The 16,400-nt window shown below is 70.9% G+C and carries 13 protein-coding genes; 5 read left to right on the forward strand and 8 right to left on the reverse strand.

Translation table 11 applies throughout. The features are described from left to right. Window positions 1–67 precede the first annotated feature (67 nt). Both DNL27_RS00700 and DNL27_RS00705 read left to right on the forward strand, forming a co-directional pair. Entirely contained in the window at window positions 68–709 is a 642-nt protein-coding gene (locus DNL27_RS00700; RefSeq protein ID WP_226905797.1) for a rhomboid family intramembrane serine protease, read from the forward strand. 415 nt (window positions 710–1,124) lie between these two features. Beyond that, complete coding sequence (locus tag DNL27_RS00705; protein WP_229578128.1) at window positions 1,125–2,375, forward strand: MFS transporter; 1,251 nt, start codon at window positions 1,125–1,127, stop codon at window positions 2,373–2,375. Between the two features lie 9 nt (window positions 2,376–2,384). On the opposite strand, the gene DNL27_RS00710 is transcribed toward DNL27_RS00705, so the two are convergent. Both DNL27_RS00710 and DNL27_RS00715 read right to left on the reverse strand, forming a co-directional pair. After that, window positions 2,385–3,077, reverse strand: a complete 693-nt coding sequence (locus DNL27_RS00710; RefSeq protein WP_112234401.1) for a hypothetical protein — start codon at window positions 3,075–3,077, stop codon at window positions 2,385–2,387. Between the two features lie 18 nt (window positions 3,078–3,095). Then, on the reverse strand, window positions 3,096–4,250 hold the full coding sequence (locus DNL27_RS00715; RefSeq protein WP_112234402.1) for an esterase family protein: 1,155 nt from the start codon (window positions 4,248–4,250) through the stop codon (window positions 3,096–3,098). Window positions 4,251–4,520: 270 nt separating this feature from the next. On the opposite strand from DNL27_RS00715, the gene DNL27_RS00720 reads away from it, so the two are divergent. After that, window positions 4,521–5,198 carry a DedA family protein gene (locus DNL27_RS00720; protein WP_105590558.1) on the forward strand — a complete coding sequence of 226 codons (678 nt, stop codon included), beginning with the start codon at window positions 4,521–4,523 and terminating at the stop codon, window positions 5,196–5,198. Window positions 5,199–5,225: 27 nt separating this feature from the next. Here the strand turns inward: DNL27_RS00720 and DNL27_RS00725 are convergent, their stop codons facing one another. Next, complete coding sequence (locus DNL27_RS00725; RefSeq protein ID WP_112234403.1) at window positions 5,226–6,227, reverse strand: zinc-binding dehydrogenase; 1,002 nt, start codon at window positions 6,225–6,227, stop codon at window positions 5,226–5,228. Window positions 6,228–6,342: 115 nt separating this feature from the next. Between DNL27_RS00725 and DNL27_RS00730 the strand changes: the two genes are divergently transcribed. Next, window positions 6,343–7,752: an MFS transporter gene (locus tag DNL27_RS00730; protein WP_112234404.1), complete on the forward strand. Its 1,410-nt coding sequence runs from the start codon at window positions 6,343–6,345 to the stop codon at window positions 7,750–7,752. 147 nt (window positions 7,753–7,899) lie between these two features. Here the strand turns inward: DNL27_RS00730 and DNL27_RS00735 are convergent, their stop codons facing one another. The 3 genes from DNL27_RS00735 to DNL27_RS00745 form a co-directional block, all read right to left on the reverse strand. Next, window positions 7,900–9,561, reverse strand: coding sequence for a thiamine pyrophosphate-dependent enzyme (locus DNL27_RS00735; protein WP_012397093.1), 1,662 nt, complete (start codon window positions 9,559–9,561; stop codon window positions 7,900–7,902). A gap of 205 nt (window positions 9,562–9,766) precedes the next feature. Next, a complete protein-coding gene (locus DNL27_RS00740; protein ID WP_112234405.1) occupies window positions 9,767–11,197 on the reverse strand; it encodes a sugar porter family MFS transporter in 1,431 nt (476 codons plus the stop codon). A 283-nt stretch (window positions 11,198–11,480) separates the two neighbouring features. Next, window positions 11,481–12,746 (reverse strand): ROK family transcriptional regulator, encoded by a 1,266-nt coding sequence (locus tag DNL27_RS00745; RefSeq protein ID WP_112234406.1) that lies wholly within the window; start codon window positions 12,744–12,746, stop codon window positions 11,481–11,483. Window positions 12,747–13,036: 290 nt separating this feature from the next. Here DNL27_RS00745 and DNL27_RS00750 point away from each other — a divergent pair, with 290 nt between their 5' ends. Next, window positions 13,037–13,933 carry a phosphatase PAP2 family protein gene (locus DNL27_RS00750; RefSeq protein ID WP_239494398.1) on the forward strand — a complete coding sequence of 299 codons (897 nt, stop codon included), beginning with the start codon at window positions 13,037–13,039 and terminating at the stop codon, window positions 13,931–13,933. Window positions 13,934–14,279: 346 nt separating this feature from the next. On the opposite strand, the gene DNL27_RS00755 is transcribed toward DNL27_RS00750, so the two are convergent. Continuing rightward, entirely contained in the window at window positions 14,280–14,690 is a 411-nt protein-coding gene (locus tag DNL27_RS00755) for a universal stress protein (RefSeq protein WP_012397097.1), read from the reverse strand. Between the two features lie 49 nt (window positions 14,691–14,739). After that, on the reverse strand, window positions 14,740–16,242 hold the full coding sequence (locus tag DNL27_RS00760; protein WP_012397098.1) for an APC family permease: 1,503 nt from the start codon (window positions 16,240–16,242) through the stop codon (window positions 14,740–14,742). Window positions 16,243–16,400: the final 158 nt, after the last annotated feature.

Consider the following 16,400-nt stretch of genomic DNA (forward strand, 5'->3'; position numbering starts at 1 on the left):
ACCGGGTGGGCTCCACGTCTATCCGGGGGGCATGGTGCCTCCTACCAGTAGACATGCCGGAGCAGACATGAGCAATGAGCCCGAGAACCCCTACCCGGGGAGCATGCCGGAACCTCCCCCGGGCGATGTTCCGCCCCGCCCGGTCCGGGCCCGCGGCCACTGGCCGGTCACATGGAGCATCATCGGGCTCTGCGGGGCGGGGTGGGCGCTGCAATGGGCCACGTGGCTGTTCACGCCCTACGACCTCTCCTCGCTGCTGGGCTATGCGCCGGCCCTCACACAGACCCAGCCCTGGCGCATGCTGACCAGTGGCTTCGTGCACGCCATGCCCTCGCCCGTGCACCTGCTGCTGAACATGTACACGCTGTACCTCTTCGGCCGCATGCTCGAACCGCTGCTGGGCCCGTGGCGGATGACGGCCCTGTTCCTCGGATCCGTGCTGGGAGGTTCCGTGGGCGTGGCGCTGTGGGGTGACCCCGGGGTGCTGGTCATCGGCGCGTCCGGGGGGATCTTCGGGCTCTTCGGGGCCATGTTCGTGTTCATCCGCCACTTCCGCGGCAGCGTGACGCCCATTGCGGTGCTGATCGGGATCAACCTGGTGTTCGGGTTCCTGGTGGCGGGTGTGGCATGGCAGGCCCACGTGGGCGGCCTGGTGGCGGGGGCGCTGCTGGGCGTGCTGATGCTGCCAGGGCTGCGCGAACGAGCATGAACCCCGGTCATCCGAGTTCTCCACAGCGGTTGTCCACACCTGTTAACAACTTACAAAGTTGTAATTCCACAGCTGTGAACCTTGCTGTGGACAGTGCTCCGGCGGGCCCGAGCGGCCCGGAGCACACATGTGGGACGAGATATTCACACGTTCGTCCACACCTGTGGAAAACTCTCGTGCACCGGGTGGGGAGAAGCGCCCGGTGATCTCCCGCACAGCCCCGGCGGGACGCGAATAATCCGGCGGGGTGGGGTGTTCCAGTGTTCTGTGCACTATCGCGGATGTGTTTCCTGAACCGTCCCGCGCACACCACCCGCTCACTGCCGTACCCGCCGACGCGTGCGCCGAGCCGTTCGGGACGCACGGGCCTCCCGTGCCGTCCACACTCCCCGGATCCACGAAAGGCAGCGTGGTCATGACCCAGCTGACTCCCGCCCGCCGTCGACTCGCACTGCTCGCCCTGGCCCTGGGCGGGTTCGGCATCGGCTGCACCGAGTTCGCCTCGATGGGGCTGCTCCCGCAGATCGCCCAGGACCTCCTGCCGCAGCTCTACGGCCGCTCCCCGGAGACCGGCATCGCGCGCGCCGGTCAGCTGGTGAGCGCGTACGCCGTGGGTGTGGTGGTGGGTGCCCCCGTGATCTCCTTCGTGGCGGCGCGGTCCTCCCGCACCGTGATGCTCCTGGTGATGGCCGCGGCGCTGCTCGCGGGCAACCTGGCCTCCGCGCTGGTCCCCTCCTTCGAGTCGCTGCTGGTGCTGCGCTTCCTGGCAGGTGTGCCCCACGGCGCCTACTTCGGCCTGGCGTCCCTCGTGGCCGCCACCGTGATGGGCCCCGGCAACCAGGCCAAGGGAGTCGCCCTGGCGCTGTCCGGTCTCACGGTGGCCAACGTGGTGGGTGTGCCGGTGATGACGGCCATCGGTCAGGCGTATGGGTGGCGCACCGCCTACGGGGCGGTGGCCGTGGTCTTCGCCCTCACGGTGCTGGGTCTGTGGGCCACCGTCCCGCGTCAGGAGCCCGTGGCGGGCGCGAGCCGGCGCGGTGAGCTGCGGGCCTTCGCCCTGCCGCAGGTGTGGATCGTGATGGGTGTCGCCGCCGTGGGCTTCGGCGGGTTCTTCGCCATCTACACGTACCTCTCCCAGATGGGCCGCGAGCTCGCGGGCCTTCCCGCGGCGGCCATCCCGTGGCTGCTGGCGGTGGTGGGCATCGGCATGACCGTGGGCAACGTGCTCGGCGGGATCAGCGCGGACCGCAGCGCACGGCGCACCATGGCCGTGGGGTTCCCCGCCCTCGCGCTGGCACTGCTGCTGATGGGCGCACTGGGAGGCTCCCCCGTGGGCATCTTCGTGGCCGGCTTCGTGATGTCCCTGGTCAACTCGTTCATCATGCCCAGCATCCAGAGCTGGCTCATCACCGCCGCGGGCTCCGCGCAGCTCATGGGGGCGTCCCTGAACCACGCCGCGTTCAACGTGGCCAACTCGATCGGCGCGCTGCTGGGAGGTGCGGTGATCTCCGCGGGCTTCGGGTACCGGTCCCCGGCGGTCGTGGCCTGCGCCCTGTCGATTGCGGGCGGGCTGCTCGCGCTCGCGGGCGTCCGACGGCAGCGGGCGGACCGACGACGCCGCCTGGCCGCCGGACACCCCGTGACGGCCTCCCAGACGGCGGTCTGAGCGGGGCGCTCAGCCGATCAGGAAGCGGCCCAGCCCCAGGAACGCCCCCGCGTCCACGAGCATCACCAGGGCGGCGAGCCCCAGCAGGGCGGTGACGAGCAGGTTCACCCACGGGGCCACGGCGGTCCACGCCCTGCGCATGACACGGGAGAAGCGCTCCTGGCGCCCGGCCACGGTCAGCAGCACCAGCAGGGTGAGGGGGAGCTGGCTGATCAGCGCCCACGCGATCCAGCCGAGCACGGCACTCACGAGGGGCTGGGTGGCGGCGGCCGCCACGTGCACGTCGAACGGGAGGTCGAGCACCACGATCGCCACGAACACCAGGGCCGTCACGTACAGCGCCCAGGGGTTGGTGGCGGGGGGCTTCTCCTCGGGGTCGCGCCCGCGCGAGCGGCGTCGTGCGACGGCCCGCCACACGGCGTAGCCGCCCACCACCAGGCCGAGTGCGAGCTCGATCCACGCGGCCACGGCGCCGTGGCGCACCAGAGCCCACCAGCCCACGCTCTGCAGCCGGGGCCCCACGAGCAGCGTGAGGGCAGTGCCCCACGCCGCCGTGCCGGCCAGCAGCAGCGCGGAGGCACCCATGATGTGGCGGTGCCGCAGCCCGGCGCCCAGGGCGGCCGCCATGATGATCATGGGGGCGGGGTCGAAGCCGCCCACGGCGGTGGCGAGGACCGCCCCTGAATATGCCAGACCGTTCATGCGGTGCGCGCCCGGGGCTCAGGCCGGGACCGGTGCGAACGCGGGTGACGTGTGGCCGAGCCACGCGAGGGAGGCGTCCAGCTGGGCCGCCCAGAGGGCCACGCGGTGCCCGCCGCTCTCGGAGATGTTGGAGGACAGACCCGTGGGCCCGGACACCGAGGGCGCGAAGGCGCGGATGGCCTTGAGGGAGATGGTGTCCTCACCACCGGAGAAGAACCAGATGTCCACGTCGGGCTTCTCCCGCTCGACCACCCGCGCGAGGTTGTAGGACGCGGGATCCCTGGTCTTCCACTGCTGCCCGGGGCTGTACATGGGGGTGAAGTACCCGGCCAGGTTCACGCTCCTGGACCACACGTCCGGGTGGCGCACCGTGAACATGGTGGAGCACCACCCCCCGGCGCTGTACCCGTAGGTGCTCCAGGAGTCACGGTCGTCGGAGACCCTCAGGTTCGAGCGGATCCATGACACCACGTCCCGGCTCACGTAGGTCTCCCAGAGTCCGTGGTTGCTGTCCACGCACTCGGTGTCGTTGTTGCCCGGGTAGACGTCCGCGATCACCACGATCGCCTCACGCATGGTCCCCTCGGACACCGCGGAACGGATGTGCTGGCCGATGTCCATGGCCTTGGTGTAGGTCCGCACGTCACCGGGGAAGCCCGTGAACGCGGTGATCACGGGGTACGCGCGCTGCGGGTCCTGCGTGTAGGAGGGCGGCAGCCACGCGGTGGCCTCCTGGGTGATCCCGGACTCCTTGCCGGGCAGGGTGAACTGCACCCACTGCCCAGACGTGCTGCCCGGGTCCACCTGCGAGCCGAAGCTCTTGTTCCTGGCGGGATCGGTCTGGGCGGCGGAGAAGGGCTGGTGGGGGAGGTCCTTGAGGGCCTTCGCCGCAGCGGGGGCCGCCCCGAAGCTGGAGGCGTTCACGGCCCCGCCGCCGTTGGAGAACAGGTCCCCCCAGCTCGAGTACCACTGGTTGTCCATGTTCATCTTGAGGAACACGCTGATCAGGGTCAGCACCACCACCAGCACCACGCACACCAGCTGCAGCACGTACTTGCCCACGCCGGGGCGGCGGCGCCGCGGCAGCACCAGCACCGTGTACGCCAGCAGAAGGACCGCCGCCGCGGTGAACGCGAAGAAGACGGGCCACCCGGTGAGCTCGAAGAACGCCATTGCAGAGTGCTCGTTTCCCGTGAAGGTCCATGGACGGGGTGCCGGGGGTGCACCGGTCACCGTAGGAACACAGCATAGGGAAAACCCCTCCGGTCCACCGGTTCGCCGTGCGCGCCCGGCGAGTTCGCGGGGGATCTCCAGGGCTTTCACGGCCACCCGCCGGGTGGGCCCGCCCGGCGGCCGCGGCGGGGCTCGAGAGGGGCGGGAGGGCGGCGTCGTGCGCGCACGGGATGCCGCGGCGCCGGCGCGGGCCAGGCATACTGGGACACCATGACGCCTGAAGTGATGCACACGGCCGGGATCCTCGCCCCGCAGCTGATCCCGCTGGGGGACCCCGCCCAGCTGCTCGAACAACTGGGCCCGTGGGCGCTTGCCGGGATGAGCGTGATCGTGTTCATCGAGTCGGGTCTGCTGTTCCCATTCCTGCCCGGCGACTCCCTGCTGTTCACGGGCGGGCTGCTGCACGAGCCCCTGCACATCCCGCTGTGGCTCATGATCCTGGTGCCGTTCCTCGCCGCGGTGGCCGGGGACCAGGTGGGGTACTACCTGGGGCACCGGTTCGGGCGCCGCTTCTTCTCGGACGACGCCCGGTTCCTGAAGACCAAGTACCTCACGCAGACCGAGGAGTTCTTCCGCCGCTACGGCGGCCGCTCGATCGTGCTCGCGCGCTTCGTGCCGATCGTGCGCACCTACGTGCCGCTCGTGGCGGGCACCGCCAAGCACCCGTACCGCGCGTTCGTGGGCTGGAACGTGCTGGGCGGCTTCCTGTGGGTGACCATCATGGTGGTCGCGGGTTCCCTGCTGGGCGGCATCCCGCTGATCCGCGACCACGTGGACCTGATCGCCATCCTGATCGTGCTCCTCTCCCTGATCCCCGTGGCGATCCAGGTGGTCACCAGCATGCGGAACAGGGGTCCCGAGGACGACGCCGCGGACGCGCGGGACTGAGCCCGGCGTCGTCGTCCCCCGGGCGGGTCACGGGACGATCGTGAACTTCACCTCACCGTCCCCGCCGCGCTCCGCGCGCCGCAGGACGTCCAGGGTCTCCTCGAGCGTGTGCACGGGGCCGAGGCAGTAGTCGACCTCGACCTCCCCGGCGTGGATGCGCCGCACGGCCTCGTGGAACGAGATGAGCCCGGGCTCGGACTGGGCGGCCACGGAACCCTGCAGCCGCACGCACTTGCGGAAGACCTCGTAGACGGGCACCGGGGCGGGGTCGAAGCTCTCGTAGAGTCCGAACCAGCCCACGATGCCGCGGTGGGCCACGATGTTCACGGCCTCCGCGCGCAGGGTGTCCGATCCCACGGCCTCGATCACGAGGTCCGCACCCGCGCCGTCCGTGAGCTCCGAGACCACCTCGGCCAGGCTCTCCTCCGGCACCCGGACCGTGACGGCCCCCAGCTCGCGCGCGATGGCCAGGCGGGACTCCTCCCTGTCGGAGACCACCACCCGCTCGAAGCCGCGCGCGAGGGCGTCCTGCAGGAAGAAGAGGCCCGCGGAGCCCGCGCCCATGACCACGCACGTGCCCGCGCGCCGGGCCGGCACCTCGGTGGGCCAGTAGAGGTTCATGGCGTAGAGGCACGTGCCCATCTGCTGCGCCATCATGTAGCGGCGCATCTGGGTGAGGTCCTCTGGATCCACCTCGGGCGGCAGCGCCACTGCGTGCTCCTCGTCCAGGAGCATGAGCTCCGCGAAGGTGCCGCCGAGCTCACCCGGGGGCAGGCACAGCACCGCCGTGCCCACGGGGAACCTGGGCGACCGGGACTCCGTGACCACACCCACGCCCTCGTGCCCCGGGTAGCCCGCGAGCTCGGGAGCCCGCTCGTGCAGGGTGCCGTGCAGCACCGAGTGCAGGTCCGAGCCGCACACGGACGCGGCCACCACCCGGACCACGAACTGGCCGTCCTGCGAGGCGCGGGGATCGGGCCACTGCTTCACGAGCACGTTTCCGCTGGTGGGGACATGGGTGGCGCGCATGCACACTCCTTCGGGGGCGGGACCGGGGCTGGGCCTTCACCGTACGCCATGGTGCGAGCCCGCTCACACGTGCCCGCTCGCACGAGCCCGTGCACCGGGCCGGTAGCCTGGGGCGGTGAAGCTCCCCCGCGCCCTCGAGCCGTTCTCCTCGCGCACCTACACGGTGCTGGCGCTGGCGATGGGCATGAGTGTGTTCGGCTCCGGGCTGTGGGCCGTGGCGATGGTGGCCCGGGTCATGGCCCTGGGCGGTTCTGCGGTGGACCTCTCGCTCGTCACCGCGGCGGGCGCGGTGGGCATGGTGGTCTTCGTGCTGATCGGCGGGGTGGCCGCGGACCGCTTCCGGCTGCCCGTGATCCTGCGGTGCGTGGAGGTGGTCAACTTCGTCACCGCCCTGAGCATCGCGGTGCTGACCTGGACGGGCACGCTCGCCCTGTGGCACCTGGGTGCCGCGGCCTTCGCCTTCTCCGGCGCGGTGGGCTTCTTCTACCCCGCGTACTCCGCGGCCCTGCCGAGGATCCTGCCGCCGCACCAGCTGCTCGCGGCCAACGGGGTGGAGGGCACGGCCCGGCCCCTGCTGCAGCTCGCCGCCGGCCCCGCGGTGGGTGGCGCCCTCACGGGGCTCGCGCTGCCCGGCGCCTCCGTCCTGGCCATCGCGGTGTGCCACGCCGTGGCGCTCGCGTTCATGCTGCGCCTGCGGCTGCCGGAGGGTCGCCCCGCGGGGCACGACGCCGCCGGATTCGCCACTGCTGGGCACGACGCCGCTGACCACGACGACGTCGTTGACCACCACGACGTGGCGGGGCACGACGCTGCGGGGCACCACGCCGCAGGATTCGACAGTGCGGGGCACAAGGAGGCGGCGCACGACGACGCCGCGGCGTCCGGCCACGCCGCAGGTCCGGGCTCGATGCTGGCCCAGATGCTCGACGGCTTCCGCTACTGCGTGCGCACCCCGTGGCTGCTGTGGACCCTGCTGTGGGCCATGAGCGCGATCTTCATGTTCATCGGACCCCTGGAGGTGCTCGTCCCGTTCCTGGTGGTGGACCGGCTGGGCGGCACGGTGGCCGACTACGGCGCCATGCTCGGGCTGTACGGGATCTCCACCGCCGTGGGCTCCAGCGTGATGGCGTCCCTGCGGATGCCACGGAAGTACCTCACCACCATGATCTGGCTGTGGGGCTTCGGCACCCTGCCCTTCGGTCTGGTGGGGATGACCGGCTCGTGGTGGGTCATGGCCGCGGCCCTGTGCGTCTTCGGCGCAACGGGCGGCGCGGGCCAGGTCATCTGGGGCACGCTGCTGCAGCGCCGCGTGCCCGGGCACATGCTGGGCCGGATCTCCTCGCTGGACTTCTTCGTGTCGCTGCTGCTCATGCCCATCTCGATGGCCGTCGCGGGCCCGGTGGCCCAGGTGGTCCCGCCCGCGGCGATCTTCTGGGGCGTCGCCGTGCTCACGCCCGCCCTGGGGGTGCTGGCGGTGCTCGCCGGGCGCATGCACCGGGACCAGGAGGCCCACCCGCTCGGGTGACGGTCGGCGCTCGCCGCAGTGGGCACCGGCCGGGCAGGCGCGGCGAGGCCCTCCGGGTGCGACGACGCCGCGGTGACCGCCCCCGGGGAGGGGCACCGCGGCGTCGTCCGCTCTAGGAGTGCGCTTTGACCAGTGTTTATACGCGGCTCAGTATGCCTTCTGGCGCTGCTGCACCACCAGGTGGACGAGGGCGAACGTGTGGTCCTCGTCGATGGCGCTTAACGCCTCCTCGAGGGCCCCGGGAATCTCAGACTCCCGCTCCACGCGCACCCCGAAGCCGTGGAACGCACGCGCCATGCCCGCGAAGTCCGGGTTCTTCAGCTGCGTGCCGGACACGTGGCCCGGGTACTGGCGCTCCTGGTGGGTGCGGATGGTGCCGTACTCCTGGTTGTCCATCACGATCACCAGGGGCGTGGCGCCGTACTGCGCGGCCGTGGCCAGCTCCTGCCCGTTCATCAGGAACTCGCCGTCACCGGCGATCGAGATCACCCGGCGGCCCGGGAAGTTCAGGGACGCCGCCACGGCCGAGGGCACCGAGTACCCCATGGAGCCGTTGCGCGCCGAGATCATCGAGGCGTAGCCGTTGGTGGGGAAGTAGCGGTGCGCCCAGTTGGTGTGCTCACCCGCGCCGAACGTGACCATCGCGTCCTCGGGCAGGGCCTTCACGAGCTCCGCCATCATGGTGTCCATGGTGGCGGGACCATCCTGCTCGGGCAGGGGCTGCGGGGCAGAGAACTCCTCCTGCTGGCGGCGCATCCGGCGGCACCAGTCCCGCCAGGTGTCCTTCACCGGGAGGGTCATGCGCACCAGGTCCCGCACGAACACGTCCGGCTTGGCCACGATCTGGTAGGTCACGGCACCCGAGCGGCCGCGCATGGAGGGGTCCATGGTCACGATGAAGTTCTTCTTGGACCAGTCCTGGCGCACCAGGAAGCCATTGGTGATCACGTCCCCGGGAACCGTGCCCACGAACACCAGCAGGTCCGTCTCCTCCAGCAGATCCACGGTGGGCTTGGGGCGCCCGTAGCCGATGGGCCCCACGTAGGAGGGGGACCCGAAGGGCACGGTGCCCTCGCAGCGCCACTCCGCGGCGGCAGGGATGTGGTGCTCCTCGAGCCACTGGGTGAAGCGCTGTGCGCCGGCCACGCTCCAGTCGTTGCCGCCGAACACGAACAGCGGCTTCGTGGACGCCTTGAGCGCCGCCTTGAGGGCCTTCCAGTCGTCCACGGTCATGCCGCCGCCGGCCACGGGGATCTCGGGGTGCAGCGTGGGCTCGATCTCCCGGGTGATGATGTCCTCCGGCAGGCCCACCACCACGGGGCCGGGGCGGCCCGAGCGCGCCGCGAACATGGCCTCGGCCACGTACTCGGATGCGCGCTCCGCGTGGTCCAGGACCATCACCCGCTTGGCCCCGGAGGCAAACCACTGGTGCGGGTCGAACTCCTGGAACGCCTCCTTCTCACGGTGCTCGAAGGGGATGAGCCCCACGAACAGCACCATGGGGGTGGAGTCCTGCCACGCGGTGTGCAGCCCCACGTGGGCGTTGGCAGCCCCGGGACCGCGCGTGACCATGGCCACGCCCGGAACCTGGTTCATCTTCCCGTCCGCCTCCGCCATGTAGGCGGCCCCGCCCTCCTGACGGCACACCACGGTCTCGATCGAAGAGTCGTGGAGGCCGTCCAGGACGTCCAGGTAGCTCTCCCCGGGGACCACGTAGGCCCGCTCAACGCCGTGCGCGGCGAGGGAGTCGACGATCACGTGGCCGGCCGACTTGCGGCCCGACGCTGCGGTGGCGGTGTGCTGGGTCATGGCAGGTTCTCTTTTCGCCGTCGAAAGAAGGGTGCGCCGCCCGGCCCGGAACCCGGACGCACCCGCGCGTGTCCTGCCGAAAATACCCGACCGTAGGCTCGGGGTGGACATTGCGTCCAGCATGCGACATGACCGGGTCCCGCAACGCAGCGCGCCCCGGACCGCTCGAGGGCGGTCCGGGGCGCGCTGCGGCACGGGGAGGGACTCAGTCGGTCATGTCCTCGAGCTCCACGTTGTTGGTCTCCCGCACCATCTTGATGGTGAAGATCAGGGACACCAGCGCGAAGAACGCGTAGACGCCGTACGTGAGGCCCAGCGAGTAGTTGGACATGGACGGGAAGGAGACCGTCACGGCCCAGTTGGCGATCCACTGCACCGCGCCCGCCACGGCCAGGGCCGCACCGCGGATGTGGTTGGGGAACATCTCGCCCAGCAGCACCCACATGAGCGGACCCCACGAGACGCCGAAGAACACCACGAACAGGTTGGCGGCGATCAGCGCCACCGGGCCGGCCACCGGGCCGAGGTCCGGGGTGAGCTGCCCGTCCACCATCACCTTGCTGGCGGTGGCGAACACCACGGCCATGACGCCGAGGGACAGCGCCATGCCGGCGGAGCCCACCAGCAGCAGCGGGCGGCGCCCGATCCGGTCCACCAGGAAGATGGCCACGATGGTCACCAGCACGTTGACCACGGAGGTGGCCACCGAGATGGTGAAGGAGTCGGACTCCTTGAATCCCACGGACTCCCACAGCACGTTGGAGTAGTAGAAGATCACGTTGATGCCCACGAACTGCTGCAGGGCGGCGAGGCCGATGCCCACCCACACGATGGGCTTGAGCCCGCCCACGGAGCCGCGCAGGTCCGAGAAGCGGGGCTTGCGCTCGTTGTTCACGGTGTGGCGGATCTTCTCCACGCGGCCGTCGAGGGCCACGTCCCCGTAGATGCGGGTGAGCACGGAACGGGCCTGGTCCTCGTGGCCCGCAGAGATCAGGAAGCGGGGGGACTCGGGGATCATGAACGAGCCGATGCCGTAGAGCAGGGCGGGCACGGCCATGACCAGGAACATCCACCGCCAGGCCGCGAGGCCCAGCCACAGCTCCTGGGAGGCACCGCCGGCCCACGTGGCGAGCAGCGCGTCCACCAGCAGGGACAGGAAGATGCCGAGCACGATGCCCATCTGCTGCAGGGACCCGAGGCGACCGCGCAGGTGCGCGGGAGAGACCTCGGCGATGTAGGCGGGGGCGATCACGGAGGCCACGCCCACGCCGATGCCGCCCACCACACGCCACACGATGAGCCAGTCGATGGTCTGGGTGAGACCGCAGCCGATCGCGGAGACCAGGAACAGCAACGCCGCGACCTTCATCAGGGGGATCCGCCCCAGCCGGTCCGCCACGCGCGATCCGAAGAACGCGCCCACCGCGGCACCCAGCAGGGCGGCGGCCACGGCGAAGCCGAGCGGGCCGGGGCCCACCTCGAACCTGGACTGGATGGAGGAGACGGCGCCGTTGATCACGGCGGAGTCGTATCCGAAGAGGAGACCGCCGAACGCGGCCACGGTGGTGATGCGGACTACCGCACCGGTGTTCGTCCGGTGGTGCTCCGCCGGGTGTGTTTGTGCCGCTTGGCTCATCCCACAGCTCCCTTGCTGTCCCGAAATTCAACGCTCAGTGGGTCCCGCACCCGAGAACTCGCCATGAATCCGAGGCACGGTGCCGGCGGGCGGTCCCGAGGGGACGGGAGGCGCGGCCCACCGGGTGCGGATGAGGCGGCTGTCGGGGAAGGACAGTGACCCAAGACTAGGACCCCGGTCACAGAATGTCCATGAGTCGAACACAACGCGGATCGTGTCGCCCCGGCACCCCGAGTGCCCTCGTCGGTCCGTCCGTCCCGCGCGAGGTTCCGGCACCGCGCGGTCACACCGGCAGGGGAGTGTCCTCGCGGGCCAGCAGCAGCGCCCCCGTGAGGTGCGCCCGGGGTCCGAGCTCGGAGGGCACCACCCGCACCGGGGAGCTGCCGTGGAGCGTGTACCGGTCCACGGCCGTGCGCAGGGGCTCGAGCAGCAGCTCTCCCGCGCGGGCGAGGTCGCCGCCGAGCACCACGAGCTCGGGGTTGAGCAGGTTGCACAGCTGCGCGACCACCACGCCGATCACCCGGCCGGTGTCCGAGACCACCCTGGAGCACCCGGGGTCCCCGGCGAGGGCCGCGTCCACGACGTCCGAGACGCTCTCCACGGGCTGCCCGGACGGACGCACGAGCTCGAGCACCGCGGCGGAGGACACGAACGTCTCCAGGCAGCCGCGGTTGCCGCAGCGGCACAGCCCGGCGCGCTCGTCCAGGGTGATGTGCCCGATCTCCCCGGCCGCCCCGGTGGCTCCGCGGTACAGGGTGCCACCCAGGACCAGCCCGGCGCCCACGCCGTGGGAGACCTTGAGGTAGGCCATGTCGCGGGCGCCGCGGCCCGCGCCGAGGGCGTGCTCGCTCACCGCGCCGGCGTTCGCGTCGTTCTCCACCACCACGGGGCATCCCAGCACGTGGGCGGCGAGTTCCCGCACGTCGAGCCCGGACCAGTGGGGCAGGATCACCGCTGAGTCGAGTCCCCGACCCTGCGCGTCCACCGGGGCGGGCAGGCCGATTCCGGCGCGCAGCACCCGCTCCGCCGGGATCCCGAGCTCATCCCGCAGCTCGTCGGCCATGCCCCGCACGGTATCCAGCACCTCCCGGGCGCCGTGCCGCGGGGAGAGCTCCGCGCGCCGCTGGGCGAGGATCTCCAGGTTGAGGTCCGCGAGAGCCACCGCGACGTGACGGTGACCCACGTCCACCCCCAGGAGGTGGCCGGCGCTCGCGCTGAAACGCACCCGCTGTCCCCGCCGCCCGCCGTGGTCCGGTTCCACGGTCAGCAGATCGCACGCGGTGAGCTCCTTGACGATCGAGGACACGGTCGACGGAGCCAGGGCCGTCTCCCGCGCGATCCTCGCCTGGGTCACGGCGCCCAGACCGCGCACGGCGTCCACCACGCGCCGCCGGTTGGCCAGCCGCAGGGCCGCCTGGGACCCGGGCGCGCTCGCACGGTCGGCACCCCCGGCCGGGGTGGAGGCGGACGACGACGCCGCGGCACCGGGTGCGGCGGTCTCCCCGGGGGTCCGGGGGGAGGTTGCGGGGTCCGGGGGCGAGTACTCCATCGTCTCTTCCCTTCTCGAATGCTTTGTGGTGCTTGAGTGTAGTCATCGTTCGAGCAGTGCAGACGGGATGAGGGCATTGCCCGCCGTCCGGGAGGCGCCCATGGGCGCGTGCACCGGGCGGCTGCGACGGCGAAACCTTTTGTCTCTACATATAGCTATCCAGTCATGCATACGAATAGCGTTGATTTGCAAATGTCGTTTCACGTGAAACACGACGCCCTACCACGCCACGGCGGTCATGACACGCCGACACCAGGAATCGTCCGGTGTCTCGTGTCACCATGGGAGGCATGACCAATCCGGCGCAGTACACTTCCCCCTCGCCGGGCGGGTCCCCGTGGCACTTGCCGCAGTTGCGTCACCGCGTAGCCGTTCCTCTGGTCGTGGTGCTGATGACGGCGACAATAGGACGTCTGCTGGTGCTCTCACCGCAGGTGACCGACGGGGAGACCGCGTTGCTCGAGGGGCTCTCCCAGCATCGCAACGTCCTTCTGGACACCATTGCCACGATCGTGCAGTTCGCGCTGTCCAACGGCGCTGTCGTTCTCATCATCGCGGCCGTCATCGGCTGGCTCGCCGTCATCCAGCGCCGCCCCCTGGACGCCACGGGCTTCGGGATCACCGCCCTGGCCGGCTGGGGTGCCGTGGGGCTCGTGAAGGTGGCCGTGGAACGCCCCCGGCCCGCACTCACGGGTGACCCCCTCAGCGTGGTCACCGGCAGCACGTCGTTCCCGTCGTCGCACACCGGAGCACTGGTGTCCATCGTCCTGGGTCTCGCCCTCGTGGCCGCCACGGCGCGGTCCCGGCACAGCATCCTCCTGTGGGGGACCGTGGGTGTGGCGCTGGTGGGCGCGGCCCGCATGTACTCCGGCGCCCACTACCCCCTGGACGTCCTCGCTGCCCTGCCGGTGGCGTGGGCCGGGGTGATGGCGGGCGCGCCGCTCGCGAACATCGTGGTGCCGGCCCTGGCCTTCGGATTCGGCTGGCAGCAGGCGGGGGTCTCCGTGGCCGCCCCGGCCGCCCGACGCACCGGTTCCACGGCCCCGGCTCCTGCGCAGCACACGGACACCGTTCAGGCCTCCCGTGCGGACGCGGCGGACTCCAGCGGATCGCACGGTGGCGCCGCACGCTCCGCGCAGCGCACCGGATCCTCCCGCGAGGAGCACCGGGCGGACCGCGCAGCCTGACCCGCGGGCGAAACCCGGCGGGGCCCACCCGCCGCGCCTTCTCGCCCTCGCGGAAACGACGAGCCGGACCGTGAAAGGTCCGGCTCGTCGTCGGCGTGGGTCGGGTCGTTCGCCGTGGAGCAGGGCGGTCGTCGTGGAGCGGAGCGGAACACACCCTGCGGACGGTCCACCCCTATGCCGTCACACGGGGCGCCACCCTGCGTCACTTCGCAGGAACCTCCGCCCCCGCAGGACGGGCGCCTGGCGCACGGTGTTCGGTGCCCACGGCATCCGGTTCCGACGCCGTCCGGGGTCAACGCGCCCGGGTGCTCAGCGGGCTCGGTGACGACCCCGCGCCGTGCCCGGATCAGGCGGACTCGTAGCCCTCCTTGACGCACAGCACCGGGCAGCCGGCCTCGAGCAGCAGGCGCTGGGTGGTGGGAGCCATGATGAGCTTGCCCACCGGGGTGCGCCTGCGCGTGCCGATGACCAGCAGCTGGGTGTGCTCGCGGTCGGTGACGTCGAGGATGGTGTCCGCGGGATCGGCGTCGTCCGCGACGGGAACGAGCTCGTACGGGACACCGCTCGCGTCGAGGGCGGCGCGGTCCTCGCGCACGGCGGTCTCGGTCTCCTCGGGGCCGGTGTGGCGGCCCCAGCGCCTGGTGTGGTGGCCCTGGACCACCACGAGGCCGGCGGAGCGCAGTGCCGCCTCGTCCATGGCGGCGCGCAGCGCGGCGCGGCCAGCGGGCGTGGGCAGGTAACCGACGACGATGTTCATGACTTCTCCAGGTCCGTGAAGGGGCGGTGGTGGGGCGGCGGGGTGGACCTCAGCGGTCCACGTCCTCGAGGTGGGCGATGTCCTCCGGGTGCTGGAACCGCGTGCGCCGGCCGGTGAACAGTCGTGCGTAGAGGAAGTTCAGCACCCACAGCACCACGCCGAGGGCGATCAGCACCAGGGCGATCTGGTACTCGATGGTGTCCTGCGCCCACGGGCCCAGCAGGAACGCGCACGTGATGGCGCCCAGGTAGGGCAGCACGCGCGGTGCGTGGAAGTAGTCGTGGCCCTCCTGGGTGCGGTCCCGCCGCAGGATGATGGCCGCGATGTTGACCACCGTGAACACGCCGAGCAGCAGCAGGGCGGTGGTGCCGCCCAGGGCGGACGCGGTGCTCTTGCCCATGGCGTTGTTGACGATCACGATCAGCACCATGCCCAGGGCGGTGGTGAAGAGGATGGCCGTCCAGGGGGTGCGGCGGCCCGGCAGCACCTTGGACAGCACGCCGGGGATCACGCCCTGCTTGGCCATGCCGTAGAGCAGACGGGAGGCCATGAGCATGTTGATCAGCGCGGTGTTGGCCACGGCGAAGATGGTGAGGAACGGGTAGATGGTGTCGATGGGGATGTTGGGCGCACCGATCTTCACCACGTCCAGCAGCGGGGTGGTGGACTCGCCGAGCTCGCCGATGGGCACGATGGCCACGGTGAAGAGGGAGACCACCACGTAGATCACGCCGGTGATGCACAGCCCGAACAGCATCACGCGGGGGAAGTTGCGGGTGGGGTCCTTGGTCTCCTCGACCATGTTGACGGAGTCCTCGAAGCCCACGAAGGAGAAGAACGCCAGGGAGGTCACGGAGGAGAGCGCGAGGAACATGTTCTTGTCCTCGGAGGTCTCGAAGATCATGGTGCGGCTGAAGTCCGCGTTGCCCTGGAACGCCGCCCACAAGCCCACCAGGATCACGATCAGCAGGCCGGTGAGCTCGATGCACGTGAGCACCACGTTGAGCTTCACGGACTCGGACACCCCGCGCAGGTTGATCAGTGCCAGCAGCGCCATGAAGCCCACGGCCACCATGGTCACGCCGAAGGGGCTCAGGTCCAGGTGGAAGCCCTTGGCGAAGTTCGCGGCCACGGTGGTGGAGGCGGTGGAGGCGGAGGTCAGGCCGGAGCACAGCACCGCGAAGGTCACCAGGAAGGTGAGGAAGTGGATGCCGAAGGCCTTGTGCGTGTACAGTGCCGCGCCGGACGCGCCGGGGTACTTGGTCACGAGCTCCAGGTAGGAGAACGCGGTGATGGTGGCCACCACGAACGCCACGAGGATGGGCGCCCACGCGGCGCCGCCGATCTCGCCGGCGATGTTGCCGGTCAGGGCGTACACACCGGTGCCGAGGATGTCCCCCACGATGAACAGCAGCAGCAGCCCCGGGCCCATCACGCGCTTGAGCTCGTGGTCACCTCCCGAGGGGTCCGTGCCCCCGCCGGTGGTGGCCGCGGACGTGTCCCGGCCCTTCGCCACCGGTGTGGCACCGTGCGGTGTGTTTGCGTCACTCATGTCGTCCTCCGCGGTTCGACCTCGTCCGGCCGCGCGTGGACAGGCAGCCCTCGCAGGACTGTGACTCGCGGCTCATGCGTACAGGACACCATAGGCGATGAGCGGGGCGCGTGCGGCACCTGCGGGCCGCGCGGCGTCGTCGTCCGCCGTGGGACGGG

Source organism: Kocuria sp. BT304 (assembly GCF_003290245.1).
GTDB lineage: Bacteria > Actinomycetota > Actinomycetes > Actinomycetales > Micrococcaceae > Kocuria > Kocuria rhizophila_A.

Bases quoted from the DNA above. Each gene is read 5' to 3' on its own strand.
- DNL27_RS00700 (WP_226905797.1), top strand. From the start codon at position 68: ATGAGCAATGAGCCCGAGAACCCCTACCCGGGGAGCATGCCGGAACCT.
- DNL27_RS00705 (WP_229578128.1), top strand. From the start codon at position 1,125: ATGACCCAGCTGACTCCCGCCCGCCGTCGACTCGCACTGCTCGCCCTG.
- DNL27_RS00710 (WP_112234401.1), bottom strand. From the start codon at position 3,077: ATGAACGGTCTGGCATATTCAGGGGCGGTCCTCGCCACCGCCGTGGGC.
- DNL27_RS00715 (WP_112234402.1), bottom strand. From the start codon at position 4,250: ATGGCGTTCTTCGAGCTCACCGGGTGGCCCGTCTTCTTCGCGTTCACC.
- DNL27_RS00720 (WP_105590558.1), top strand. From the start codon at position 4,521: ATGACGCCTGAAGTGATGCACACGGCCGGGATCCTCGCCCCGCAGCTG.
- DNL27_RS00725 (WP_112234403.1), bottom strand. From the start codon at position 6,227: ATGCGCGCCACCCATGTCCCCACCAGCGGAAACGTGCTCGTGAAGCAG.
- DNL27_RS00735 (WP_012397093.1), bottom strand. From the start codon at position 9,561: ATGACCCAGCACACCGCCACCGCAGCGTCGGGCCGCAAGTCGGCCGGC.
- DNL27_RS00740 (WP_112234405.1), bottom strand. From the start codon at position 11,197: ATGAGCCAAGCGGCACAAACACACCCGGCGGAGCACCACCGGACGAAC.
- DNL27_RS00745 (WP_112234406.1), bottom strand. From the start codon at position 12,746: ATGGAGTACTCGCCCCCGGACCCCGCAACCTCCCCCCGGACCCCCGGG.
- DNL27_RS00750 (WP_239494398.1), top strand. From the start codon at position 13,037: ATGACCAATCCGGCGCAGTACACTTCCCCCTCGCCGGGCGGGTCCCCG.
- DNL27_RS00755 (WP_012397097.1), bottom strand. From the start codon at position 14,690: ATGAACATCGTCGTCGGTTACCTGCCCACGCCCGCTGGCCGCGCCGCG.
- DNL27_RS00760 (WP_012397098.1), bottom strand. From the start codon at position 16,242: ATGAGTGACGCAAACACACCGCACGGTGCCACACCGGTGGCGAAGGGC.